The sequence below is a fragment of the Mesorhizobium sp. MC2-1-1 genome (assembly GCF_057597255.1).
Genome location: NZ_CP195205.1, coordinates 5,064,677 through 5,087,076, shown reverse-complemented (window position 1 = coordinate 5,087,076; position 22,400 = coordinate 5,064,677). Strand labels below are relative to the sequence as shown.

Here is a 22,400-nt window from a genome sequence, read left to right as displayed (position 1 = left end):
TTCAGATAAATTCCATCATCGAGACCGACCGTGACCGAAGCAGGATTGACCATGCTTGATCGGACTGCGGACAACGCTGCCCGGGCGACGCCGGAACCGTTGGCTAGGAAGATCCGGGGCATCAGCGACAAGGGGCTCGCCTGGCTGTTCATCTCGCCGACGATCCTTTTGCTGTTGGCCATCAACATCTTCCCGCTGTTCTGGGCGATCTACCTCTCCTTCACCAATTACCGCGCCAACCGCCCCAACGAGGTGGTGAAGAATCTGGGGCTCGCAAACTACCAGCGCATCCTCGGCGACCAGGACATCTGGATCGCCATGCAGACCACGGCGCATTTCGTATTCTGGACGATAGTGCTGCAGACGGTGATCGGCTTCACGCTGGCCTGGCTGATCGACCGCAAGTTCCGCGGCCACGCCTTCTGGACCACCATCATCCTGGTGCCAATGATGCTGTCGCCGGCCGTGGTCGGCAATTTCTGGCGCTTCCTCTACGAACCGCAGATCGGGCTGTTTTCCTATGTCGTATCGTTCGTCACCGGCATTCCGCCGACGAATGTGCAAATGCTGTCCAATGTCGAGCTGGCGCCATGGGCGATCATCATCGTCGACACCTGGATGTGGACGCCTTACGTGATGCTGATCTGCCTCGCCGGCCTGCGCTCCATCCCCGAATACATCTATGAAGCGGCAGAGGTCGACCGCGCCTCCAACTGGCGGCAGTTCTGGTCGATCACGCTGCCGATGGCGCTGCCCTTCATCATGCTGGCGGTGCTGTTCCGCGGCATCGAGAACTTCAAGATGTTCGACATGGTCAATCTCTTGACCGGCGGCGGGCCGGGCTCGACCACCGAGGTCGCCTCGATCACGCTGAAGCGGCAGGCCTTCGAGAGCTGGCGCACCGGCTATTCCTCGGCCTTCGCCATCATCCTGTTCGTCGCCGTGTTCGGCCTGGCCAACATCTACGTCAAGGCGCTCAACAAGGTGAAGCAGAGATGAGCCTGACCACCGCCCATTCCGTCGTCGCGCCCTCGTCGAACGCAAAGCTGATCGCCGGCACGATCATCGTCGCCTACGCGCTGATCTCGATCGTGCCGCTGCTGTGGATCTTCGCCACCAGCTTCAAGACGCCGCCGGACTCGATCGCCTATCCGCCGAAGATCGTCTTCCAGCCGAGCATCGAGGGCTATTGCAACCTCTTCACCACCCGCACGAGGCAGACGCCGGAATACATCAACGCGCTCGGGCCGGCGACCGGCTTCTGCGACGAGACCGTGCGCAAGCGCAACATGGTGATTGCCGGGCCGTCGAACTTCCTGCCGCGCTTCGTCAACTCGCTGATCATCGCCTTCGGCTCGACCTTCTGCGCAGTGTTCCTCGGCACGCTCTCGGCCTATGGCTTCTCGCGCTTCAAGGTGCCTCTGGCCGACGACCTTCTGTTCTTCATCCTGTCGACGCGCTTCATGCCGCCGATCGCGGTGGCGATCCCGATCTACCTGATGTATCGCGAGCTCGGCCTCTCCGATACCGCGCTCGGCATGATCCTGCTCTACACCGCGGTCAACGTCTCGCTGGCGGTCTGGCTGCTCAAGGGCTTCATCGACGAGATACCGCGCGAGTATGAGGAGGCCGCGATGATCGACGGCTATACGCGGCTGCAGGCCTTCTGGCGCACCGTGCTGCCGCAGGCCACGACCGGCATCGCCGCGACCGCCATCTTCTGTCTGATCTTCGCCTGGAACGAATATGCGTTCGCGGCGCTGCTCACCTCCGGCACCGCGCAGACCGCTCCGCCCTTCATCCCGACCATCATCGGCGAGGGCGGCCAGGACTGGCCTGCGGTGGCGGCGGGCACGACCATCTTCCTGGTGCCGATCCTCGTCTTCACCATCCTGCTCCGCAAGCAGCTCTTGCGCGGCATCACCTTCGGCGCGGTGCGCAAATGAACACGATCCAATCCGTGAAGCGCAAATCGCGTTGGCCGCGCTGGGCCAGGCGCGGCCTGATGGAAAACATCGCGACCGCGATCATCGCGCTGGGGTTCCTGATGCTGTTCCAGCCCTTCGCGCTGTCGCTCTACACCTATTCCTTCATCACCATGCTTGCCGGCACGGTCATGTTCATCATCGTCTCGAAATTCCCGGTGTAGAGATGGCCGAGATCCGCGTTCAAAACCTGAGGAAGGCCTTCGGCGCATTCGTCGCCGTGCAGGATTCCAATTTCGTCGTCGAGGACGGCGAGTTCTTCGTCATGCTTGGTCCGTCCGGCTGCGGCAAGACCACGACGCTTCGCATGATCGCCGGCCTCGAGCTGCCGACCGGCGGCAAAATCCTGCTCGGCGGCGAGGACGTCACCATGCGCCGGGCGCGCGAGCGCGACATCGCCTTCGTCTTCCAGCTGTTCGCGCTCTATCCGCATATGAATGTGCGCAAGAACATCGGCTTCCCGCTCCTGGCGCAGGGCATGGCTTCGTCCGAAATCCGCGCCAGAGTCGAGGAGACCGCGAAGCTCTTGCGCATCGATCACCTGCTCGACAAATCCGTCTCGGGACTTGCGGGCGGCGACCGCCAGCGCGTCGCGCTCGGCCGTGCCATCGTGAGGCGGCCGAAGTGTTTCCTCATGGACGAGCCGCTGGGAACCCTTGATACGGAATTCCGCGATCTGATGGTGCATGAGCTGCGTGAGCTGCATAACCGCATCCACGCCACCACGGTCTATGTCACGCACGACCAGATGGAGGCCATGTCGATGGCCGACAAGATCGCGGTGATGAACCACGGCGTCATCGAACAGTTCGGAAGCCCGCGCGAAATCTACGACCGGCCCGCTACCATGTTCGTCGCCGATTTCATCGGCTCGCCGCCGATGAATTTCTTGCGCTTCGGCGGCGGGCTTGCCAGGGGCGCGAAGGAGGTCGTCGTGCAAGGCGCCAAGGTGTCGGTGCCGGAGGTGCGCGAGGATATCGCCCCGGCCGACATGGCGCTCGGCATCCGGCCCGAGCACATCCGATTCGACGATGGCTCGAAGCTGCGCGGCGCGGTCTACGGCACCGAATATCTCGGCACCACGCAGATCGTCGCCGTCGAGACGGCCGACGGCATCATCAAGGCGCGGGTGCCGGCAGGCATCCATCTCAGCCCAGGCGAACAGGTCGGGCTGACGCTGAGCAGCGCGCGGCTGTCGCTGTTCGAGAAGGGCACTGGACGCGCGGTCAGGACCGCCATGCATGATCAGGCAGCGGAGGCGCGCCATGGCTGACGTCCGTGTCCAGGGTGTGACAAAGAGCTTCGGCGAGACCGTCGCGATCAACGATCTCGACCTCGTGATAAAGGACGGCGAGTTCGTCGTGCTGCTCGGCCCGACCGGCGCGGGCAAGACGACGACGCTGAGGCTTATCGCCGGGCTGGAGCGGCCGGACAGCGGCACGATCCATATCGGCGGCCATGACGCGACGACCCTGTCGCCGGCTGAGCGCGACACCGCCTTCGTCTTCCAGCAATATTCGCTCTATCCGCATCTGTCGGTGTTCGACAACCTCGCCTTCCCGCTGCGCTCGCCGGCGCGGCGGTTTCCGGAGGAGGCTGTACGCCGCCGCGTCGAGGACGTAGCGCGCATGGTGCGCATCGATCACAAGCTCGACAACCGTTCGACAAAACTGTCGGGCGGCGAGATGCAGCGGGTCGCCATCGGCCGCGCGCTGGTGCGCAAGCCGGCGATCTACCTGATGGACGAGCCGCTCTCCTCGCTAGACGCCAAGCTGCGCGCCGATCTGCGGCTGGAATTGAAGCGCATCCAGTCCGAGCTTGGCGCTACCATGCTCTATGTCACGCACGATCAGATCGAGGCGATGACCATGGCCGACCGAATCGGCATCCTCGCCGACGGAGTTCTCGTTCAGATCGGCACGCCGCGCGCGATCTATTCCGAGCCGGCAAACCTTCATGTCGCGGCCCGCCTCGGCCAGCCGGCGATCAATCTCCTGCCGGCCGGGCTGCTGCCCGATGGCGGCGCGCCGAAAGGAACGGCCACGATCGGCGCCCGCACCGAGCATCTGGCGATCGAGAAGGCAACGAACGGGCATGCCGACGGCGTCGTCGACTGGGTCGAGCATCTCGGCGACCAGAACCACCTGCACGTGACGGTGGGGGCGAAGAAGCTGGTGACGCTGACCGATCCCGACACGCCGCTCGCAAAGGGGGACAAGGTGACGATCCGCTACATCGCGCCGCTTTATTTCGGCTCGGACGGGCAAAGGCTGATGTAGGCGCGACGCCCCCTATATTCGCACAACCGATTGACGACCGCACATACGGACTGGACGAAATCCATGAAGCACTTTTTCAACCGCAAGGACACGATCGTCACCGAAGCGCTCGACGGCTTCCTCGCCACGGCGGGATCGGGCGCGCTCGCCCGCCTCGACGGCTATCCCGAGATCAAGGTCGTGCTGCGCGCCGACTGGGACATGACGAAGGTGGCCGTGGTTTCGGGCGGCGGCGCCGGGCATGAACCCTCGCATGCCGGCTTCGTCGGCGCCGGCATGCTGACCGCCGCGGTCTCCGGCGAGATATTCGCTTCGCCCAGCGTCGAGGCGGTGCTGGCGGCGATCCGCGCCACCACAGGCCCCGCCGGCTGCCTGCTGGTCGTCAAGAACTATACCGGCGACCGCCTCAATTTCGGGCTGGCCGCCGAGAAGGCGCGCGCCGAAGGTCTAGCGGTCGAGATGGTCATTGTCGCCGACGACATCGCCCTGCCGGATATCGCGCAGCCGCGTGGCGTCGCCGGCACGCTTTTCGTGCACAAGATCGCCGGGCATCTATCGGAATCCGGGCATGACCTGGCATCGGTTGCCGCGGCGGCCCGCGCGGCGGCCAAGGATATCGTTTCGCTCGGCATCTCGCTCTCCTCCTGCTCGATTCCCGGGCAGGCGCATGAGGATCGCTTCGGCGCCGACGACGGCGAGTTGGGTCTCGGCATCCATGGCGAGCCGGGCGTCGAGCGCATCGCGCTGCAGAACGCTACCGCGCTGGTCGCCATCATGGCGGAGCGCCTCGCGGCGCGGCTCGATCCGCACAGCCGTTACGCCCTGCTGATCAACAATCTCGGCTCGGTGCCGCCGCTCGAAATGTCGCTGATCGCCAATGCCGTGCTGACTTCGTCGCTGGCAAAGGCGGCGGCGCTGACGATCGGGCCTGGGCACTTGATGACCGCACTCAACATGAACGGCTTCTCGCTGTCGCTGATCAGGCTGGATGCGGGACGCCAAGCGGCGCTGCTGGCGCCGGTCGGTCCGCATGCCTGGCCGCCGGCAAAGCCGGTTAGCGCACCGGCCGTCGTGGCGATGGCCAAGCCTGCTCTCGGCGCAGCCACAAAGACCGCCAGCCGCGATGCGGCCGCGGAGCGGCTGATCAAGGCGGTTTGCCAAAAGCTGATCTCGCTAGAAGAGCCCCTCAATCTGCTCGACGCCAAGGCAGGCGATGGCGACACCGGTTCCACCGTGGCAACCGGGGCTCGCAGCATCCTCGAGAGCATCGATACGCTGCCGCTTGCCGACAAGGCGGCAACCGCTGCCGCGATCGGCGATACGCTGGGCACCTCGATGGGCGGGTCGAGCGGCGTGCTGCTGTCGATTTTCTTCACCGCCGCTTCGCAGTCGCTCGGGAGCGATGCATCGCTCAGCAAGGCCCTGCTGGCCGGGCTCGACCGGATGACCTTCTACGGCGGCGCCAAGGTCGGCGACCGCACCATGGTCGATGCGCTGGAGCCGGCGCTGAAAGCCCTCGACGCGACCGGAGTGGAAGCAGCGGCAAAAGCAGCCCGGCAAGGCGCCGAGGAAACCGCGGCCATGCGCAAGGCCAAGGCCGGCCGTTCCGCCTATATCGGCAGCCAGCTCGACACAGCAGATCCCGGGGCCTTCGCGGTCGCCGAGGTCTTCGCCGCCGTGGCGGCACTGTTCGCCCCGGCATGAAGGAAAGAGGATGGCAGAACCCGATTTCTCCCGATTGATCGCGGCGGCAGCCGATACGATCGCGGCCCACGCCGAGGAGTTGACCGCGCTCGACCAGGCGATCGGCGACGGCGACCACGGGCTGAACATGAAGCGCGGCTTCGAGGCCGTGCGCGCCGAGGCCGGGGCCTTCGCGGAGAAACCGCTGCCCGAGGCGCTGAAGGCGGTAGGCACCAAGCTGGTGATGACCGTGGGCGGCGCCTCCGGGCCGCTGTTCGGCACGTTGTTCATGGCGCTCGGCAAGGACCTGCCGGCAGCACCCGATCGGGACCGGTTGGCCGCGGCGCTGGGCAAGGCGATCGAGGCGGTCGCGGCGCGCGGCAAATCGCAGCCCGGACAAAAAACCATGCTCGACGTCCTGCAGCCGGTGTATGAGGCGCTGGCGCAAGGCAAGAACGCCGGCGAAATCGCCGATGCCGCCGACAAGGCTGCGGATGCCACGGTGCCGATGAAGGCCCTGCGTGGGCGCGCTTCCTTCCTGGGAGAGCGCTCGATCGGGCATATGGACGCCGGGGCGCGCTCGACCGCGCTTCTGGTACGCGCGGTCGCGGAAGCGATAGAGGGCAATTGATGAGCAATGTCGGTATCGTCATCGTGTCGCATTCCCCCCTGGTTGCCGAGGGCACGGCCGACATGGTGCGCCAGATGGTGGGCGACGAAGTGCCGCTTGCATGGTGCGGCGGAAACGGCCATGGCGGGCTCGGCACCAGCGTCGAGGCGATCATGGGCGCGATCGACAAGGCCTGGTCCGAAGCGGGCGTCGCCATCCTGGTCGATCTCGGCGGCGCCGAGACCAATTCGGAGATGGCGGTCGAGATGATCGGCGAGCCGCGCTCGCAGAAGATCGTCGTCTGCAACGCGCCGATCGTCGAAGGTGCGGTGATGGCGGCAACCGAATCCTCCGGCGGCGCCTCGCTCAAGGAAGTGGTGGCGACGGCGCACGAACTGTCGCCGTCGTGAACGAACGGGAACCGACTGAATGTCCGCATCCGCCGAAGCAACGGTCCTGATCACCCACGCGGTGGGCCTGCACGCGCGCCCTTCGGTGAAGTTCACCAAGCTCGCCAAGACGTTCGGGGCGGAAGTGGAGGTGGCGGTGGCGGCCAACGGCCCCTGGTTCGACGCCAAGAGCATCGTCAAGGTGATGGCGGCCAAGGCGCCGAAGGGAACGCTGCTGCACATCCGCGCCAGGGGCGACGGCGCAACCAAAGCGGTCGAGGCGCTGGTCGGTCTGGTGCAGCGCGACTTCGACGAGGGCGCGGATCATGCCCGGTCCGCTTGAGACGGATCCGCACGTTTTCCCCCCGCAAGGGATGCGAGCCATGCGGATTAAAGGCATTCCCGCCTCTCCCGGCTACGCCGAAGGGCCGGTGTTCGACCTCGACCGGTCTCCCGCCAGCTACAAAGCCAAGGCAAGCATGATGGAAGAAAAAGCGGCGCTGGAGGGAGCGATCGGCAAGGCCGTCGGCCGGTTGGCGGCGCTCATCGAAACCGCCGATGGCGAAGCCGCCGGCATTCTCGAATTCCACATCGCAATGCTGGAGGACGATGCGTTGAGCGGTCCGGCCTTCGCGTCTATCTGCTCCGGGCAAGCGGCCGATGCCGCCTGGCGGGCGGCGCTGGACAGCGAAATCGCCGGCTACGAAGCGTCGGACCAGGACTATTTCCGCGCCCGCGCCGCCGACCTGCGCGACATTCGCGATCAGGTGCTGCGGGCGCTGAGCGAGGACGGCGAGGTCGCGTCGGCCCCGGGCGCGATCCTGTTTGGCGAGGATATCGCGCCGACGCGCTTTCTCGAAACCGATTGGAGCGAAGGTGGCGGCATCGCGCTCAAGCAAGGCAGCACGGCCAGCCACGTCGCGATGCTGGCGCGCTCGCGCGGCGTGCCGATGGTCGTCGGCCTCGGCGCCTCGGTCGGGCCGCCCGCGGGCGGCGCGCTGCTCGATGCCGAACACGGCGGGATCATTTTCTCGCCGTCTGCGGCCGAGGTGGAAGCCTTCCGACAATCCGCCTCCTCCTTTGCCGGGCGCCAAAGCGCGGCGCGGACATTCCTGACGGAGCCGGCGGCGACCAGGGCCGGCACCGCCGTGCGCGTCCAGGTCAACATTGCCGACCCTTCCGAAGTCGACGACATCGATATCGCAACCTGTGACGGCGTCGGCCTGATGCGCACGGAATTCCTTTTCGGCAAGACGCTGCCGGACGAGGAGACGCAGTACCGGGCCTACCGCAAGGTGCTGGAATGGGCCGGCGGCAAGCCGGTAACCATCCGCACCGTCGATGCCGGTGGCGACAAGCCGGTGCCGGGTTTCACGATCGAGGAGACCAACCCGTTCCTCGGCCTGCGCGGCATAAGGCTTTCGCTCAAGCGGCGCGACATCTTTCTTGTGCAGATTCGGGCATTGCTGCGCGCCGCCATACACGGCAATCTGAAGGTGATGTTCCCGATGATCGCCACGCCTGACGAGTACAGCCAAGCCGCCGCGCTGTTCGCGCAGGAGCAGGCCGCGCTTGCCGCTCGGGGCGTGGCGCACAAGCTTCCGCCGCTCGGCATCATGGTCGAGGTGCCCTCCGTCGCGCTGGCGCCGGAAGTCTTCGCCGATGTCGCCTTCTTCTCGATCGGCTCCAACGACCTGACGCAATATGTGATGGCGGCCGCGCGGGACAATGCAGCCGTGGCGCATCTCAACTCCGTCCGTCACCCGGCGGTGCTGCGGCTGATCGCTGCGGTCGCCACCTTCGGACGGGAGAAAGGAATTCCGGTCAGCCTCTGTGGCGATGCCGGCGGCGACCCGGCGGCGATCCCGGCGCTGCTCGAGGCCGGCCTGCGCGACCTGTCAGTCGCCCCCGCGCAACTCGCCATGGCCAAGGCGGCCATTGCGGACGTTGCGGTGTAGGCGCGGCATGGGCCGGACCGAGAATATCCCGGAAGCGGGCTCGGAAGAGGCGATCCGAGCCTACAAGATGATCCTGTCTCAGGTCATCGACCAGCGTCCGTCCGGCATGCGCCAGCGCCTGGCCGATGCGCTCGGCAAGCACCGCAGCTTCGTGACGCAGATTTCCAGCCCGGCCTATTCGATCCCGATCCCGTCAAAGCATCTGCCATCCATTTTTTCCGTCTGCCATTTCAGCCAGGCCGAGCGCGACCAGTTCATGGCCGCCTATCACCAGGCGCATCCCGGAAAGGTGCCCGCGGCCTCCGGGCCGCGCAGGACACGCCACGTCTCGCTCATCGTGCCGGATTTCGGCGACGACAAGCAAAACGCCGCCCTGGATCGGGCGATCAACGAATTCATCCAGAAAATAACCAGCATCGCCGGCAAGGGCAGCGGCTGACCTGTTGTTGCCGGGCTGTTTGGGAGGACGCCATGAAGAAATTCATCAACGCCGTGGACACGATCCTGACCGAGAGCCTCGACGGCTTCGCCGCGGCCCATGCCGACATCCTGGTGCTTGGCGACGACCACAAATTCATCCGCCGCAGGGAATTGAAACCCGGCAAGGTGGCGCTGATCTCGGGCGGCGGCTCCGGCCACGAGCCGCTGCATGGCGGCTTTGTCGGCCACGGCATGCTGGACGCCGCCTGCCCCGGCCAGGTCTTCACCTCGCCGACGCCCGACCAGATGCTGGCCGCCGTCCAGGCTGTCGACACCGGCGCTGGCTGCCTGTTCATCGTCAAGAACTACGAAGGCGATGTGATGAATTTCGACATGGCGGCAGAGATGGCGGATGGCGTGCTGCAGGTGGTGACCAATGACGACGTCGCGGTCGAAAACTCGTCCTACACGACCGGACGGCGCGGCGTCGCTGGGACGCTGGTGGTGGAAAAGATCGTCGGCGCCGCCGCCGAGCAAGGCATGCCGCTGCCCGCGCTCAAGGCGCTGGGCGACCGCGTCAACGCCGCGACGCGCTCCATGGGGGTGGCGCTGACCAGCGGCACGGTACCCGCCGCTGGCAAGCCGACCTTCGAGATCGGCGACGGCGAGATGGAATTCGGCGTCGGCATCCATGGCGAGCCCGGGCGGCGCCGCGACGTGCTGAAGAGCGCCGACGCCATCGCCGAGGAGGTCTGCGCCGCGATTGCCGGCGACCTCGGCGATCGCGCCAAAGGGCCGGCGCTGCTGTTCGTAAACGGCTTCGGCGGCACGCCGTCGATGGAGCTCTATCTGATGTACAACAGCGCCCGCAGGATGTTCGAGAAGAGTGGCGTAACGGTGGTCCGCTCGCTCGTCGGGTCCTATGTGACCTCGCTCGACATGGCTGGATGCTCGATCACGCTGACCGTGCTCGACGACGACATGACGGCGCTGTGGGATGCTCCGGTGTGCACTCCGGCGCTGCGCTGGGGGATTTAAGCGGCTTCAGCCGAACCGAAGCAATTCCAGGAAAAGTGTGAGCGGTTTTCCGTCCGGAATTCCGTAAAAACAAAGAGATAGAGCGGTTCGCCGTTTCCGTGAAACGGTGAAACGCTCTAGAGCCGCAAATGCCTCAAAGCGTCTTTGACGTCACAGCCACCACGCTGGATAGCTTTCCAGCCTTTCGCAGCAAAGGCGCCTCATATTTCTTCTTCGTCATTTCCAATACCCTCCGGGTCAAATCCAGAGAATGGACGATCCGTGTGGAAAGTCAAACTCATAAGCCGGCTCTGCCGCCGCACACTGGCTTCCAGCCTGCTTTTCTGTAAGTTTGCCTCGTTCTTGTCGTTCGAACGCCACCCGGATTGATGCTGCCTTCTCTTGCGCCTGCCGATGAAAAACTGCTGCTGGCCTTCGCCGATCCCGAGGCGCCGGCCGCCATTGGCAATGGCCTTGCGGCCAAAACCCTGCTGGCGCTGCTCGCCAACGCCGAGTTCCATGGCGTGTTGCCGATCATGCTGCGCAAGCTCCGGGAAATCGGCGACGCCCGGCTGCCCCAGGACGCAGCCCTGCAGCGGAAATTATCGGAGCTGCGCGACGAAGCGACGATGGCGACCGGCCAGTCGATGCTGTTGCAGTATCACGGAGACCGCATCATGAAAGCGCTTGCGGCAAAAGGCGTGCCGGCCCGGATCGTCAAAGGGCCGGTGTTCGCGCGCAAGCTTTATAGCCAGGTTGCCGACCGTCCCTTCACCGACATCGACATTCTCGTCGATCCCGCCAGCGTCGAGGAGGCCAACAAGACCATCGGCGAATGCGGCTTCGAACTCGGCAGCGACGAGGCCGAGTCGCACGAATTGCAGGAATTCAAATGGCTGGAGAAAGACAACTCCAGCCTTTTGATCGAGTTGCACGGTAATCTTGTGCATGACACCGGCATGCGGCGCCGCCTTTCGCTCGGGTTTGGGGAGCTGCAGGCGATCGACAAAGGCGAAACCGATACGCCGGCCGCGCTGCTGACGATCGCCATCGTCCACGCCGCCGGCGGCCATAAATTCCACCGGCTGCAGCTCTGCGTCGACGTGCTGCAAGGCGTTCGGGCGCTGAAATCGCCCCAAGAGGAAGCACGGCTGCTCGAAGCCGCCCGGATGACCGGCATCGAGCTTGAGCTGGCCACGGTCCTCAACGTCACCGGACGCCTGTTCGGCGCGCCGCGCGCGATCGAGCTTGCCGACCGCATCAAGCCGGACCTCTCGATACGGCTCGCGAAATGGCTGATCACCGGCAATATGCTGCTTCGGGTCAATTCGCGCGAAAAGCTGCGCTCGCGCCTCAGCCGTGACGCCTTCCGCTGGGTGCAGCGGTTGGCCCGGCCGCGACCCTATCCAGCCTGAGCCCGGCATGGAGAAGCCGCTCTCGGCCGTGTTCGTCACCGAAGTTTCTTCCGTCACCGCGCCCATGCTCGCGCGTTGGGCCGATCGCGGTCACAGCGTCGCCGCCGTGATCGTGCCGGGCCCGCGTGCCGGAAAACGTCGCAGCTTCAGCGTGTTCCGCCGTCGCCTGCGGCGACGGTTTGCATTGTTGGCTCACCCGGCCCACGCCATGCCGCGGCTGATCGAATTCAGTCCGCCTTACGACTGGGATACGCTCGCGCAGGAGCTCGACTCGCTCGGCGCCGACCTTCTGATCTGTTTCGGTTTCGGCAAGCTGGTCCCGCAAACCGTGCTTGAGCTGTTTCCAAAGGGCGGCCTCAACCTGCATCCCGCGCTGCTGCCGCATTATCGCGGGCCCCATCCGATTCACCGGCTGGTTATCGACCAGATGCATGAAGCCCACGGCGGCGTGACTTTGCACAAGATGACGTCCGGCTTGGATGAAGGTGATGTCCTCGCGCAGGTTCATTTTGCAGCAGCGGATTGGCATTCGGCCGCGACGGCGAACCGAGCCTTGGCCGATGCAATGGCGGTGCTCGCGGCGGATGTTGCGCCGGAATTCTGCAGCGGCAGGGTTGCCGGATCACCCCAGGCGGATGGGGCGTATGCCTGGGCGCGCATCGAGGCCGGCCCGTTGATCGTGGGCAGGCAATCGTCAGCCGACTATGTCGCCAGGCTTTGCCGGATCGTCGGGTCGAGCGTTCCGGTCAGCGTCCTGATCGATGGAAAGCCGGTGCGGCTGGCTCAGCCCATTTGCACCCGGGGACCGCCGACCGGCGAAGCGGCAAAGCGGCGATGGGGGCTCGTCGTGTTCGACTGCGCTGACGCGCGCGTCGTCCACCTGGCTTACAACAGGCTGTCCCGGCTGGTGTTGCGATGGCAGTCGAAGCCTCAGCAAGGCCGGCAGGAGCGATCCTTCGACATCCGGCGTTTCGGCGCAAAGGATTGACCGTGCTTCAGCCTTGCAGCGCAGCCTGGATCAGCGCGGCGGCATCCGCCGGGCTCGAGCCGACTTCCAACGTGAAGGTCGGCACAGCCTTCACCAGCGTCGCGATCATGGCCATGCGCCTCTTCTGCAACGACAGCAGGCCGGTCATACCGGTCCTTACATTGTCGGTGGCCAAAGCCACCATCGCATCGGTTCTGGCCATCGGCAGCAGCCGGGTGCCGGTATCCGCCGAGCGCGCAAGATGCAAGAGCGCCACGACGGGTCTGGCGCGCGCATCCTCGACACGAATGATTTCGCCGAGGTGGTCCAGCGAAACGGATTGCTCGCCCTCGGCGTCCCATGTTCCGCCCAGGAAGGGCGCGACGAAGGGCAGCATCGCCGCCGTGTTGCGGTGAACCTTCACCTTGCGCGGCATGCCCCAGGCGGTGATGCCCTGGCCGTTTGCATTGAGGATCATGACGTCGTCCGAGCAGAGGCCGAAACCGCGCGACCCAAGCGCCAACGATGTGGTCGACTTGCCCGTGCCGCTTGGCGCATGAATGAGCACCAGGCCATCGGTTCCAGGCAAGGTGAGCCCCGCCATGTGCAGCATATGCTGGCCGTCCGCATCGAGCGCCGCATCCAGCACCATCATCAGCAAGGTCCACTTGATCTTGCAGTCCGGATGAAGACGTATCTCAGCCCGGCCCTCGCCATCGTGGATCGACGCGGTCTGCTGGCCCGGAAAGACGAGATGGAAGACGCTTCCGGCATCGATCATGCGGCAATGGCCATCCAGCGGCACTTCCCCGTCGAAAGCCAGCTTTCCTTCGGGGTTCTCCCGCAGATCGAGCGTTTCGACGATGTCGACGCGAAAGCCGGGCTGGACAGGCTCGTCGACCCGCAGGGCGCCGAGCATCAGATCGAAGCTCGGCCACAGATCGGCACGCGCGGCGGTGATGCCCAGGACCTGGCCGTTGAGGTCGTAGCGGAAAATCTGGTCGCTCAAGCGGCTGGCGCCTTCGTCCTGGCAGGGTGGCGGTAGATCTCCACCATGCCGGGCTGGCTGTCGCTGACCACCGGCTTGCCGTCGAGGCAGACCCAGCAATGCGCCGACAGGCGGGACTCGTGCATCGATTTGGCATCGACGCCAAAACGCAGCTCCGGATCAAGACCGGCCATCCGCAGAAAGCGGAAGCCGAGCAGACCCTCGCGAAGGCATCTGCGGTCGCGCATGAACCAGGGCCGCCGCACCGTTCGGTTGACGCGGTGAACGATGTAGGTCCAGGGCAAGGCCCGATAGGGCGCTGGCGACTGCAGCGGCGCCAGTTTCAATACGCTTTCGAAATCGCGACGGCCGACCAGCACCGGCAGCAACCGCGCGCTGAGCCACAAATGAGCACGGAACAGGACGCGTAGAAGGGGTCCGTCGGCCATCAGGCGCTCGTGTCGGCGAGGATGCCTTCCGTCACCAGTTCGGCGGCCAATTCGGCCATATCCTGTTCGAGGGTTGCCCTGTCGACTTCAAATTCGTCCGACAGCAGGTCGACGATCTGGTCGAGGCTGCGCGCGCCGTCGACCTTGTCGAGAAAAGCCTCGCTCGTGTCGTTGCAGGTGTAAAGCTGGCCGCTGCGCGCCAACAGCACGACGGCGCCATCGCCGACATGCTGCACCGACGCGTCGTCCGCCATGCGCAGCACCGTTTCAGAGCCGATTTCAGCCATCCGCCCGCTCCCTTCGATCGAGAGCAATTAGCGCGGCGGCGCAACACTGTCCACCGTCTGGAGACTTCGCGCCTTCGACCGGCACGGCCCTCCCAGGCCGGGGTTGCCTTCCTTCCCTTAAGTAAGCTATGAGTCCGCCGGGCTTTGGGGAGTGATCTGTATGCGTTACAATTGGGAACGGGCTCCGACAGCGTTCGAGCGACATCGGAAGGCGCTTGCCGCGGCTATCCTGATTGCCGGCGGCGTCGGGCTGATGTTGGCGGCCCTGCCGCTTTAAGCCGACCTGTATCGCGGACAGCGACACCGGCGTCAGAGGAGGCGCCGGACCAGGACGTTTGCCCGCGATATCGACGAAAGCGCAGGAAGACATGGCCTATAAAAGCGACTTAGGCTATTCCCAGACCGCAAAATGTACTGGGAGGAATGTCTATGGCCTCGCGCTACCGTGAAGTCTATGAGGGCTGGAAACGCGACCCCATAGGGTTCTGGGCCGATGCGGCGAAGGCGATCGACTGGTATACGCCCGCCGAAAAGATCTTCGATCCGGCAGAGGGCGTCTATGGCCGCTGGTTCACCGGCGCTACCTGCAACACCTGCCATAACGCCATCGACCGCCATGTCGCGGGCGGCCGCGCCGACCAGCTGGCGCTGATCCATGACAGCGCGATCACCGGAACGATCCGGAAATTCACCTATGCCGAACTGAAGCGCGAGGTGGTCGCGCTGGCCTCGGTGATGAGGCATCGCGGCGTCGGCAAGGGTGACCGCGTCATCATCTACATGCCGATGGTGGCGGAGGCGGCGATCGCCATGCTGGCCTGCGCCCGCATCGGCGCCGTGCATTCGGTTGTGTTCGGAGGCTTCGCCTCGCATGAGCTCGCCACCCGTATCGACGACGCCAAGCCGAAGCTGATCCTCAGCGCTTCCTGCGGCCTCGAGCCCGGACGCATCGTCGCCTACAAGCCGCTGCTCGACAAGGCGATCGAGATGTCGAAGCACAAGCCCGACGCCTGTGTCATCCTGCAGCGCGAGCAACTGCGCTGCGAGATGAAGGACAATTACGATATCGACTATGGCGATGCGGTCGCCCGTGAGCGCGCCGCCGGCGCCAATGTCGATTGCGTGCCGGTTCTGGCCACCGACCCGCTCTACATCATCTACACCTCCGGCACGACCGGCCAGCCGAAGGGCATCGTGCGCGACAATGGCGGCCATATGGTCGCGCTGAAATGGACCATGGACAATGAGTTCGGCGTCAAGCCGGGCGAAGTGTTCTGGGCGGCTTCCGACGTCGGCTGGGTGGTCGGCCATTCCTACATCGTCTACGGGCCGCTTTTGCACGGCTGCACCAGCGTGCTGTTCGAGGGCAAGCCGATCGGCACACCGGACGCCGGCACCTACTGGCGGGTGATCTCGCAGCATGGCGTGGTGGCGCTGTTCACCGCGCCGACCGCGTTCCGCGCCATAAAGGGGCAGGACCCCAGGGGCGAGTTCGTGCCGAAATACGATCTGTCGCGTTTTCGCACGCTATTCCTCGCCGGCGAGCGCGCCGACCCCGAGACGATCAAATGGGCTGAGCAGAAGCTCGACCGGCCGGTGATCGACCATTGGTGGCAGACCGAGACCGGCTCGCCGATGACCATCAATCCGGCCGGGCTCGGGCTGCTGCCGGTGAAATACGGCTCGCCCGGCGTGCCGATGCCGGGCTACGACATCCGCATCCTGGACGATGCCGGCCACGAGCTGCCGCGCGGCACGCTCGGCAATGTCGTGGTCAAGCTGCCGCTGCCCGCCGGGTGCCTGCCGACGCTTTGGAACGCCGACGCCCGCTTCCGCCAGGCTTACCTCGAGGAATTCCCCGGCTTCTACAAGACGGCCGACGCCGGGATGATGGACGAAGACGGCTATCTCTATGTCATGGCCCGCACCGACGACATCATCAACGTCGCCGGGCACCGTCTGTCGACCGGCGCCATGGAAGAAGTGCTGGCCGCCCACCCCGATGTCGCCGAATGCGCCGTCATCGGCATCGCCGATGCCATGAAGGGCCAGGTCCCGCTCGGTTTCGTGGTGCTCAATGCCGGCGTGTCGCGCGACAGCGGCGCAATCGAAAGCGAGGTCGTAGGGCTGGTGCGCGAGCGGATCGGTCCGGTTGCCGCCTTCAAGACCGTGGTGACGATCAAGCGGCTTCCCAAGACCCGTTCCGGAAAGATCCTGCGCGGCACGATGCAGAAGATCGCCGACAACGAGGAATGGGTGATGCCTGCAACCATCGACGACCCCTTGATCCTCGACGAGATCACCGCGGCGCTGAACGGTCGCGGCATCGGGGTATAGGTTGCGGCGATCACGGGTCGGAAAACGAAATCCTACCGCAGTGCAATCGCCTGTTGTGCAATGCAGCAACAGGGCTTAAAACCCGCTTGGGGGGCCATACCGAAGGCACGGCATGGCTCAGCACAAGACGACATTCGGCGGCATTGACATCCTGCGTTTCCTGGCTGCCGTCATGGTGATGCTCCATCACTACGGCTTCTGGGTGTGGGCTTTCCCCAAAGGCGTTTCGGCGCGCGCCACAGGCGGCATCCCGCCACACCCCGAAATGGCCTTTGCCGGTTCCGGCTGGGTCGGCGTGCAGGTGTTCTTCGTCATCAGCGGCTTCGTCATCGCCTTCAGCGCCGAGAACTCGACGCCGCTGAAGTTCTTCGAGGCGCGCTTCCGCCGGCTGGTGCCCGCGGTTTGGATCTGCGCGCCGATCTCCGCGATCGTGCTGCTCATGGTGGGATTTTCCTGGCCGACGGACGCCGTGATCCGGCTTGTCCGCACGGGGCTGTTCGTGCCCTTCGAACCGTGGGTTGACAGTGTCTACTGGACGCTCGGCATCGAGATCGCGTTCTATACCATCGTCTGGGTCATGCTGCGGCTCGGCCGCTTCGACCTGATGGAGACCGTCGCCATCGTCATCGGACTCGCCAGCACGCTGTTCTGGTGCCTCTATTTCGCTTTCGGCTGGACCGATCTGGGCGAGACCCGCTGGCTGCAGCTGACGCTTGTGCATCACGGCGCGTTCTTCGCCGTCGGCGTGCTGATCTGGCTGATGCGCTTCAAGGCGACGACCATGCCGCGCCTCGCCTTCACAGCCCTGTTCCTGTTCGGCGGCGCGCTGCAGATCGCGAGCTCCGTCGAGGTGCACAGCATCAAGGTCGAAGCCCCCATGCCTTATGCGGCGCCGATCATCATCTTCCTGGCGGCAGTGGCGCTGATGGCGTGGTCGCTGCAACTCGACCTTTCCTGGCGTGGCTGGCGACGGATCGGGCTGATGACCTATCCGCTCTATCTCATCCATGATGTCGTCGGGGCGGCGACGCTCGGCGTCCTCACTCGCGCCGGCGTGCCTTATCTGGCCGCCGTTCCCGTTGTCGGGGCCGCCATGATCGCGGTGAGCTGGCTGATCGCGGCTGAGGCCGAGCCGCGCATCCGGCTGCTCTTGGACCACACGCTATTCCGCTACAGGTTGAAGGCCGCCTGACGACGCGACTGCCGATCGCGTTTCACCTGCCGGAGCAATTGCGTGTAAAGCGCAAAGGCGCGCAGGTGTGGAATTGTTTGCATCCGACATGATATCGAGGCGCAAACCAGTGCAAAGATCGAGCCTCAATCCGTGAACCTGTTCCAACGATCGAGACACCCTCGACCCGCGCCGCGCGAGCGCCTCGTCATGGATATGCGCGACACGGTCGTCTACGCGGTCGGCGACGTGCATGGCTGCCACGAAGAACTGCGCGCGCTGGAACAGAAGATACAGCTCGACGCGCGTCGGTTCAGCGGCCGCAAGATCATCATCATGCTGGGCGACTACATCGACCGCGGCCCGCACTCGCGGCGCGTCGTGGAACATCTGATGGCGCCGCCGCCGAGCGGCTTCCAACGCGTCTGCCTCGCGGGAAACCACGAGGTGGCCCTGCTCCTCTATCTGGACGGTCACCTCTCGCGTGAGACCTGGCTCGGCTATGGCGGACGCGAGACCTTGTTCTCCTACGGCGTCGACCCTGACCGGTTGGCCATCGTCTACGGTTCGGGAGAGCAGGCGGACGCGCGCATCCGCGAGGCCATTCCCGCCAGCCATGTCGACTTCCTGCGCACGCTGCCGGCGATGATCTGCTCGGACGACTTCGTCTTCGTGCATGCCGGCATCCGACCCGGCATCGCGCTCGAGGCACAGGACGAGGGCGATCTCCTCAACATCCGCGAGGAGTTCTTCCAGGCTGCGCACCGTCTCGACCGCTGGGTGGTTCACGGGCACACGATCGTCGACGTTCCGAAGCTTGCGGGGCGCCGACTCGACATCGACACCGGCGCCTTTCAAACGGGGCGGTTGACCGCGCTCAGGATCGTCGGCAGATACGGCCGGCTGCTATCGTCTCGAGATTAGCTAGCGAGCACCGCGTCAAGCGGCCTGCTTGGGGCGCGATTCAGACTTCTCCAGATAGTAGGCGGAGTAGCGATCGAAGAACCTTTCCGAGCCGCCGAGCGAGCCGTATTTCGCCAGCTTCTTCAGATCGACCTTGTTGAGCACGGCGCCGATGACCTTGTTGGCGATATAGGGCTCCGATTCCAGCATCGAGCGGACCATGTTGCGTGGCGTGCGGCCCCATTCGGTCACAAGCACGAAGCCGTCGACCAGCGGCGCGAAAGCCTTGGCGTCGACGACCGGCCCGAGCGGCGGCAGGTCGACGATGATGTATTCAAACGTCTCCTTGGCGTTGTCGATGAATCGCCGCATGCCGGCCGAGCCAAGCAGCTCGCTGGTATGCGAGAACTGGCCGCGCAGCACGGCTGGAATGATCGCGAGCTTGGTCTGGCGGTCGACCTTGCCGACCGACTGCCAGGTCTGGCCGTTGACGACCGCCTCCATCAGACCCTGTTCGGTCTCCATGCCAAGGCCGCGGCTCAGGCCCGGATTGCGCAGGTCGCCGTCGATCAACAAGGTCCTTGCGCCGTTCGCCGCGAGCAGTCCGGCTAGGTTCGCCGCCACCGTCGATTTGCCTTCTCCAGGCAACACCGAGATGACGCCGATCACCCGACTGCCGCGGTCCTCCATCACGACGTCGAAGGCGATCTTGGCGTTGCGCAGGGTCTCTGCGAACATCGACGCCGGGGCGTCGATGCTGACGCGCATGCGCGCCCGTCTCTCGGCCGCGGAGAGGCTGGCCACCTTGCCGTCGACCGGCATGTCGTCGGCCTTGGTTTCCTTGGCCTTGCCGCCGCCGATCGTCGGCAGATAGCCGAGGAACTTCAGGTGGACCCGGTCGCGGATGTCCTCTCCGGTCCTGAAGAAGCGCTCGTTGAACTCGTTGAGCCCCCCGAAGCCTGCGCCAAGCATCAGGCCGAGCACCAGCGACAGCGCCAGTACGCGCATCGTACGCGGACTGGAGGCCGCGAGCGGCATCGACGCGTCGGAAATGATGCGCACCTTGCCGACCGGGAAGGACTGCTGCTGCGAGGCCTCCTCATAGCGGCTGAGGAAGGTCTGGTAGAGCGTGGTCAGCGCCTGCGCCTGCTGATCGAGCTCCTTCAGCTTCACCTGCGACTGGTTGTCGATCGAGCTTTTGCCGGCGGCGGTGGAAATCTTGTCGCGCAGCGCGGTCTCGCGTGCCTGCGCCACTTCGAAGTCGTTGCGGTAGCTTTCGGTGAGCTGCTTCAACTGGCCGAAGATCTGCGCCGAGACATCGGCCCTTTCCTTGGCAAGAGCCACCGCCTGCGGGTGATCCTTGCCGAAATTCGTCTCGACGTCCTGCAGGCGCTTGGCGACCGCCAGATAGCGGGTCTTGAGCGCGATGATGACCGAGCTGCTCGGCTGGTCGGCACCGATCGCGGAGTCGTTGAAGGCGCTCTCGGAGCCGCTGTCGACGATCGCCTTGTACTGCTGGTAACGCGCGCTGGCACGCGCCGTATCGGCCTGTGCCACGATCAGTTGGGCGTTGAGGTCGGAGAGCTGCTTGTCGCTCATCAGCTGGCCGTCGCTGTTGGCGGCCAATCCATGTTCGGCCCTGAATTTTTCGACCGCCATCGCTGCCTGCTGGGAGCTTTCGCGCAATTCAGTGAGCCTGCCCTGCAGCCACAGGGCCGCGCGTTCGGTGGCGTCGAAGCTGGCATTGAGCTGGTCGGCCAGATAGGCGTCGGCATAGGCCTTGGTGATGGCCGTGGCCAGCCCAGGATCGGGCGCCTGGTAGCCGATGGATATCACATAGCTGCGGCCGTTGCGCTGCGCCATCACCTCGCTCTGCAGCTTCAGCACCGCATAGTCATGCCGCGCCGTCTTCATCATGGCTTCGCGCGTTGCTTCGTCGACATTCTCCATGCCGGGAATCTGATCCGCCGAGCTGCCGCGGAAATAGCCGACCATTCCGCGCAGGAAGCCGATGCCCTTGGCCAGGGCCGACTGCGGCGGGTTCATGAAGGCGTCGTTCTGGTCGAGCTTCAATTTGTCGACCACCACCGACGCAAGGCGCGCGGAGGAGAGTATCTCGATCTGGCTGAGGAGCGAGGCGTCGGTCTGCATGGTTTGCGACGCGGCCGAAATGTCGTCGACAACCTTGTTCAGGCCCTCGTCGATCAGGACGCTGGCGAACGACGTGTATTGCTTGGGCGTGGTCTGCAGATAGATCACCCCCAGCAACAGGCCGATGATGGCGCAGACCGCCACCACCTTGGCCTGCCGGGCGGCCATGCCGACAAGGCGCTCGACATCGATGAAGTCTTCACCCTTTTCCGGGTCGGCGCTGGGCAACGGTATCCTCTTGTCGACAGGGAAGTTGGCATAGTTCATCTTCGGTCCAATTCCAGGTTGCAGGCGCTATCGGCCTTGGTAGATCGGCGTCGTGACCAGAAAAGACCGCGCGTCATTGCCAGGATGCGCCGGGCCTGCAGGCCCGGGCGCTTGAGTGGCTGTCGCGCCATCGCGAGTTCGCATATGCACCCGAAACATGGGCATTATGCGGCTACTTCCCGGCGCTCATGCGACCGGAGAAATTGCTGCAGCATCTCGAACACAGGGCCTTTCATGTCGTCGCGCGCCAGGGCGAAGGCGATGGTGGCCTCGATGAAGCCTTCCTTGGAACCGCAGTCGAACATGCGGCCGCCGAAAGGCTGGGCGTAGAAGGGCTGGCTCTGAGCCAGACGCACCATGGCGTCGGTAAGCTGGATTTCGTTGCCGGCGCCGCGCTGCTGGTTGCCGAGCAGGGCGAAGATCTCCGGCTGAAGGACATAGCGGCCGTTGATGTAGAAGTTCGACGGCGCGTTGGCGGGCGCGGGCTTTTCGACCATCGCCGTGACCTTGAAGCCGGAGCCGACCTCATCGCCGCGGCCGACAATGCCGTATTTGCTGGTTTCCGCCGGTTCGCAGCGCTCGACGGCGATGACGTTGCCGCCGGTCCGCTGATAAAGATCGACCGTCTCGGCAAGGCAGCCGCGCGCGCCGAAGGATACCATGTCGGGAAGCAGCAGCGCGAATGGCTCGTTGCCGATAACGTCGCGCGCGCACCATACGGCGTGGCCGAGGCCCTGCGGCGACTGCTGACGGATGAAGGAGGTGGCGCCGGCGACGGGCAGCAGGTTTTCCAACGATTCAAGCTGCGCCTTCTTGCCCGTCTGCTCCAGCGTGCCGATCAGCTCGGGGTGCAGGTCGAAATAGTCCTCGATGACCGCCTTGTTGCGGCCGGTGACGAAGACGATGTGCTCGATGCCGGCCTCGAATGCCTCGTCGACGGCATATTGCACGACAGGCTTGTCGACGACGGGCAGCATTTCCTTCGGCATCGACTTGGTCGCCGGCAGGAACCGCGTTCCAAGTCCCGCCACCGGGATGACTGCCTTCCTGACTTTCTGCATCTGATATTCCTTCTGAGAGAAACGACTTCTACCTATCGCCGGCTATGAAAAATCGCCCGCATG

General features: G+C 64.9%; 22 protein-coding genes. 17 read left to right on the top strand and 5 right to left on the bottom strand.

Annotation, left to right across the window (positions count from 1 at the left end; genetic code table 11):
• Positions 1-51: 51 nt before the first annotated feature.
• From ACR64R_RS25135 to ACR64R_RS25070, 14 genes are all read left to right on the top strand, one after another.
• Positions 52-999 (top strand): carbohydrate ABC transporter permease, encoded by a 948-nt coding sequence (locus tag ACR64R_RS25135; protein WP_487358937.1) that lies wholly within the window; start codon positions 52-54, stop codon positions 997-999.
• A complete protein-coding gene (locus tag ACR64R_RS25130; RefSeq protein WP_487358936.1) occupies positions 996-1,946 on the top strand; it encodes a carbohydrate ABC transporter permease in 951 nt (316 codons plus the stop codon). Before ACR64R_RS25135 ends, ACR64R_RS25130 begins: the two co-directional genes overlap by 4 nt.
• A complete protein-coding gene (locus ACR64R_RS25125) occupies positions 1,943-2,149 on the top strand; it encodes a hypothetical protein (protein ID WP_487358935.1) in 207 nt (68 codons plus the stop codon). Before ACR64R_RS25130 ends, ACR64R_RS25125 begins: the two co-directional genes overlap by 4 nt.
• Positions 2,150-2,151: 2 nt before the next feature.
• A complete protein-coding gene (locus ACR64R_RS25120; protein WP_487358934.1) occupies positions 2,152-3,258 on the top strand; it encodes an ABC transporter ATP-binding protein in 1,107 nt (368 codons plus the stop codon).
• Positions 3,251-4,264, top strand: a complete 1,014-nt coding sequence (locus tag ACR64R_RS25115; protein WP_487358933.1) for an ABC transporter ATP-binding protein — start codon at positions 3,251-3,253, stop codon at positions 4,262-4,264. The genes ACR64R_RS25120 and ACR64R_RS25115 overlap by 8 nt, the downstream gene beginning before the upstream one ends.
• A gap of 63 nt (positions 4,265-4,327) precedes the next feature.
• Positions 4,328-5,968 (top strand): dihydroxyacetone kinase subunit DhaK, encoded by a 1,641-nt coding sequence (locus tag ACR64R_RS25110; RefSeq protein ID WP_487358932.1) that lies wholly within the window; start codon positions 4,328-4,330, stop codon positions 5,966-5,968.
• A gap of 10 nt (positions 5,969-5,978) precedes the next feature.
• Complete coding sequence (gene dhaL / locus ACR64R_RS25105; RefSeq protein ID WP_487358931.1) at positions 5,979-6,578, top strand: dihydroxyacetone kinase subunit DhaL; 600 nt, start codon at positions 5,979-5,981, stop codon at positions 6,576-6,578.
• Positions 6,578-6,967, top strand: coding sequence for a dihydroxyacetone kinase phosphoryl donor subunit DhaM (dhaM, locus tag ACR64R_RS25100; RefSeq protein WP_224511569.1), 390 nt, complete (start codon positions 6,578-6,580; stop codon positions 6,965-6,967). Before dhaL ends, dhaM begins: the two co-directional genes overlap by 1 nt.
• Positions 6,968-6,986: 19 nt before the next feature.
• A complete protein-coding gene (locus ACR64R_RS25095; RefSeq protein ID WP_487358930.1) occupies positions 6,987-7,289 on the top strand; it encodes an HPr family phosphocarrier protein in 303 nt (100 codons plus the stop codon).
• Positions 7,290-7,329: 40 nt separating this feature from the next.
• Positions 7,330-8,904: a phosphoenolpyruvate--protein phosphotransferase gene (ptsP, locus tag ACR64R_RS25090; RefSeq protein ID WP_487358929.1), complete on the top strand. Its 1,575-nt coding sequence runs from the start codon at positions 7,330-7,332 to the stop codon at positions 8,902-8,904.
• 7 nt (positions 8,905-8,911) lie between these two features.
• A complete protein-coding gene (locus tag ACR64R_RS25085) occupies positions 8,912-9,343 on the top strand; it encodes a hypothetical protein (protein WP_487358928.1) in 432 nt (143 codons plus the stop codon).
• Positions 9,344-9,375: 32 nt separating this feature from the next.
• Positions 9,376-10,362: a dihydroxyacetone kinase subunit DhaK gene (dhaK, locus tag ACR64R_RS25080; protein ID WP_487358927.1), complete on the top strand. Its 987-nt coding sequence runs from the start codon at positions 9,376-9,378 to the stop codon at positions 10,360-10,362.
• A 368-nt stretch (positions 10,363-10,730) separates the two neighbouring features.
• Positions 10,731-11,756: a nucleotidyltransferase family protein gene (locus tag ACR64R_RS25075; RefSeq protein WP_487358926.1), complete on the top strand. Its 1,026-nt coding sequence runs from the start codon at positions 10,731-10,733 to the stop codon at positions 11,754-11,756.
• A gap of 7 nt (positions 11,757-11,763) precedes the next feature.
• Entirely contained in the window at positions 11,764-12,744 is a 981-nt protein-coding gene (locus ACR64R_RS25070) for a formyltransferase family protein (protein WP_487358925.1), read from the top strand.
• 7 nt (positions 12,745-12,751) lie between these two features.
• Here the strand turns inward: ACR64R_RS25070 and ACR64R_RS25065 are convergent, their stop codons facing one another.
• The 3 genes from ACR64R_RS25065 to ACR64R_RS25055 are packed head-to-tail and all read right to left on the bottom strand — an operon-like array spanning position 12,752 to position 14,447.
• A complete protein-coding gene (locus ACR64R_RS25065) occupies positions 12,752-13,732 on the bottom strand; it encodes a serine kinase (RefSeq protein ID WP_487358924.1) in 981 nt (326 codons plus the stop codon).
• Positions 13,729-14,160 (bottom strand): lasso peptide biosynthesis B2 protein, encoded by a 432-nt coding sequence (locus ACR64R_RS25060; RefSeq protein ID WP_487358923.1) that lies wholly within the window; start codon positions 14,158-14,160, stop codon positions 13,729-13,731. The genes ACR64R_RS25065 and ACR64R_RS25060 overlap by 4 nt, the downstream gene beginning before the upstream one ends.
• Positions 14,160-14,447 (bottom strand): PqqD family protein, encoded by a 288-nt coding sequence (locus ACR64R_RS25055; RefSeq protein WP_487358922.1) that lies wholly within the window; start codon positions 14,445-14,447, stop codon positions 14,160-14,162. The genes ACR64R_RS25060 and ACR64R_RS25055 overlap by 1 nt, the downstream gene beginning before the upstream one ends.
• Before the next feature lie 429 nt (positions 14,448-14,876).
• Between ACR64R_RS25055 and ACR64R_RS25050 the strand changes: the two genes are divergently transcribed.
• From ACR64R_RS25050 to ACR64R_RS25040, 3 genes are all read left to right on the top strand, one after another.
• Positions 14,877-16,784, top strand: coding sequence for a propionyl-CoA synthetase (locus ACR64R_RS25050; RefSeq protein WP_487358921.1), 1,908 nt, complete (start codon positions 14,877-14,879; stop codon positions 16,782-16,784).
• A gap of 112 nt (positions 16,785-16,896) precedes the next feature.
• Entirely contained in the window at positions 16,897-17,976 is a 1,080-nt protein-coding gene (locus ACR64R_RS25045) for an acyltransferase family protein (protein ID WP_487358920.1), read from the top strand.
• 189 nt (positions 17,977-18,165) lie between these two features.
• Positions 18,166-18,879 carry a metallophosphoesterase gene (locus ACR64R_RS25040; protein ID WP_487358919.1) on the top strand — a complete coding sequence of 238 codons (714 nt, stop codon included), beginning with the start codon at positions 18,166-18,168 and terminating at the stop codon, positions 18,877-18,879.
• Positions 18,880-18,894: 15 nt separating this feature from the next.
• Here ACR64R_RS25040 and ACR64R_RS25035 read toward each other — a convergent pair whose 3' ends face one another.
• Positions 18,895-21,276: a polysaccharide biosynthesis tyrosine autokinase gene (locus tag ACR64R_RS25035; protein WP_487358918.1), complete on the bottom strand. Its 2,382-nt coding sequence runs from the start codon at positions 21,274-21,276 to the stop codon at positions 18,895-18,897.
• Between the two features lie 164 nt (positions 21,277-21,440).
• Complete coding sequence (galU, locus tag ACR64R_RS25030; protein ID WP_487358917.1) at positions 21,441-22,337, bottom strand: UTP--glucose-1-phosphate uridylyltransferase GalU; 897 nt, start codon at positions 22,335-22,337, stop codon at positions 21,441-21,443.
• Positions 22,338-22,400: the final 63 nt, after the last annotated feature.

Coding starts and splice junctions, on each gene's coding strand:
- ACR64R_RS25135 (WP_487358937.1), top strand. CDS start 52: ATGCTTGATCGGACTGCGGACAACGCTGCCCGGGCGACGCCGGAACCG.
- ACR64R_RS25130 (WP_487358936.1), top strand. CDS start 996: ATGAGCCTGACCACCGCCCATTCCGTCGTCGCGCCCTCGTCGAACGCA.
- ACR64R_RS25125 (WP_487358935.1), top strand. CDS start 1,943: ATGAACACGATCCAATCCGTGAAGCGCAAATCGCGTTGGCCGCGCTGG.
- ACR64R_RS25120 (WP_487358934.1), top strand. CDS start 2,152: ATGGCCGAGATCCGCGTTCAAAACCTGAGGAAGGCCTTCGGCGCATTC.
- ACR64R_RS25115 (WP_487358933.1), top strand. CDS start 3,251: ATGGCTGACGTCCGTGTCCAGGGTGTGACAAAGAGCTTCGGCGAGACC.
- ACR64R_RS25110 (WP_487358932.1), top strand. CDS start 4,328: ATGAAGCACTTTTTCAACCGCAAGGACACGATCGTCACCGAAGCGCTC.
- dhaL (WP_487358931.1), top strand. CDS start 5,979: ATGGCAGAACCCGATTTCTCCCGATTGATCGCGGCGGCAGCCGATACG.
- dhaM (WP_224511569.1), top strand. CDS start 6,578: ATGAGCAATGTCGGTATCGTCATCGTGTCGCATTCCCCCCTGGTTGCC.
- ACR64R_RS25095 (WP_487358930.1), top strand. CDS start 6,987: ATGTCCGCATCCGCCGAAGCAACGGTCCTGATCACCCACGCGGTGGGC.
- ptsP (WP_487358929.1), top strand. CDS start 7,330: ATGCGGATTAAAGGCATTCCCGCCTCTCCCGGCTACGCCGAAGGGCCG.
- ACR64R_RS25085 (WP_487358928.1), top strand. CDS start 8,912: ATGGGCCGGACCGAGAATATCCCGGAAGCGGGCTCGGAAGAGGCGATC.
- dhaK (WP_487358927.1), top strand. CDS start 9,376: ATGAAGAAATTCATCAACGCCGTGGACACGATCCTGACCGAGAGCCTC.
- ACR64R_RS25075 (WP_487358926.1), top strand. CDS start 10,731: ATGCTGCCTTCTCTTGCGCCTGCCGATGAAAAACTGCTGCTGGCCTTC.
- ACR64R_RS25070 (WP_487358925.1), top strand. CDS start 11,764: ATGGAGAAGCCGCTCTCGGCCGTGTTCGTCACCGAAGTTTCTTCCGTC.
- ACR64R_RS25060 (WP_487358923.1), bottom strand. CDS start 14,160: ATGGCCGACGGACCCCTTCTACGCGTCCTGTTCCGTGCTCATTTGTGG.
- ACR64R_RS25055 (WP_487358922.1), bottom strand. CDS start 14,447: ATGGCTGAAATCGGCTCTGAAACGGTGCTGCGCATGGCGGACGACGCG.
- ACR64R_RS25050 (WP_487358921.1), top strand. CDS start 14,877: ATGGCCTCGCGCTACCGTGAAGTCTATGAGGGCTGGAAACGCGACCCC.
- ACR64R_RS25045 (WP_487358920.1), top strand. CDS start 16,897: ATGGCTCAGCACAAGACGACATTCGGCGGCATTGACATCCTGCGTTTC.
- ACR64R_RS25040 (WP_487358919.1), top strand. CDS start 18,166: ATGGATATGCGCGACACGGTCGTCTACGCGGTCGGCGACGTGCATGGC.
- ACR64R_RS25035 (WP_487358918.1), bottom strand. CDS start 21,276: ATGAACTATGCCAACTTCCCTGTCGACAAGAGGATACCGTTGCCCAGC.
- galU (WP_487358917.1), bottom strand. CDS start 22,337: ATGCAGAAAGTCAGGAAGGCAGTCATCCCGGTGGCGGGACTTGGAACG.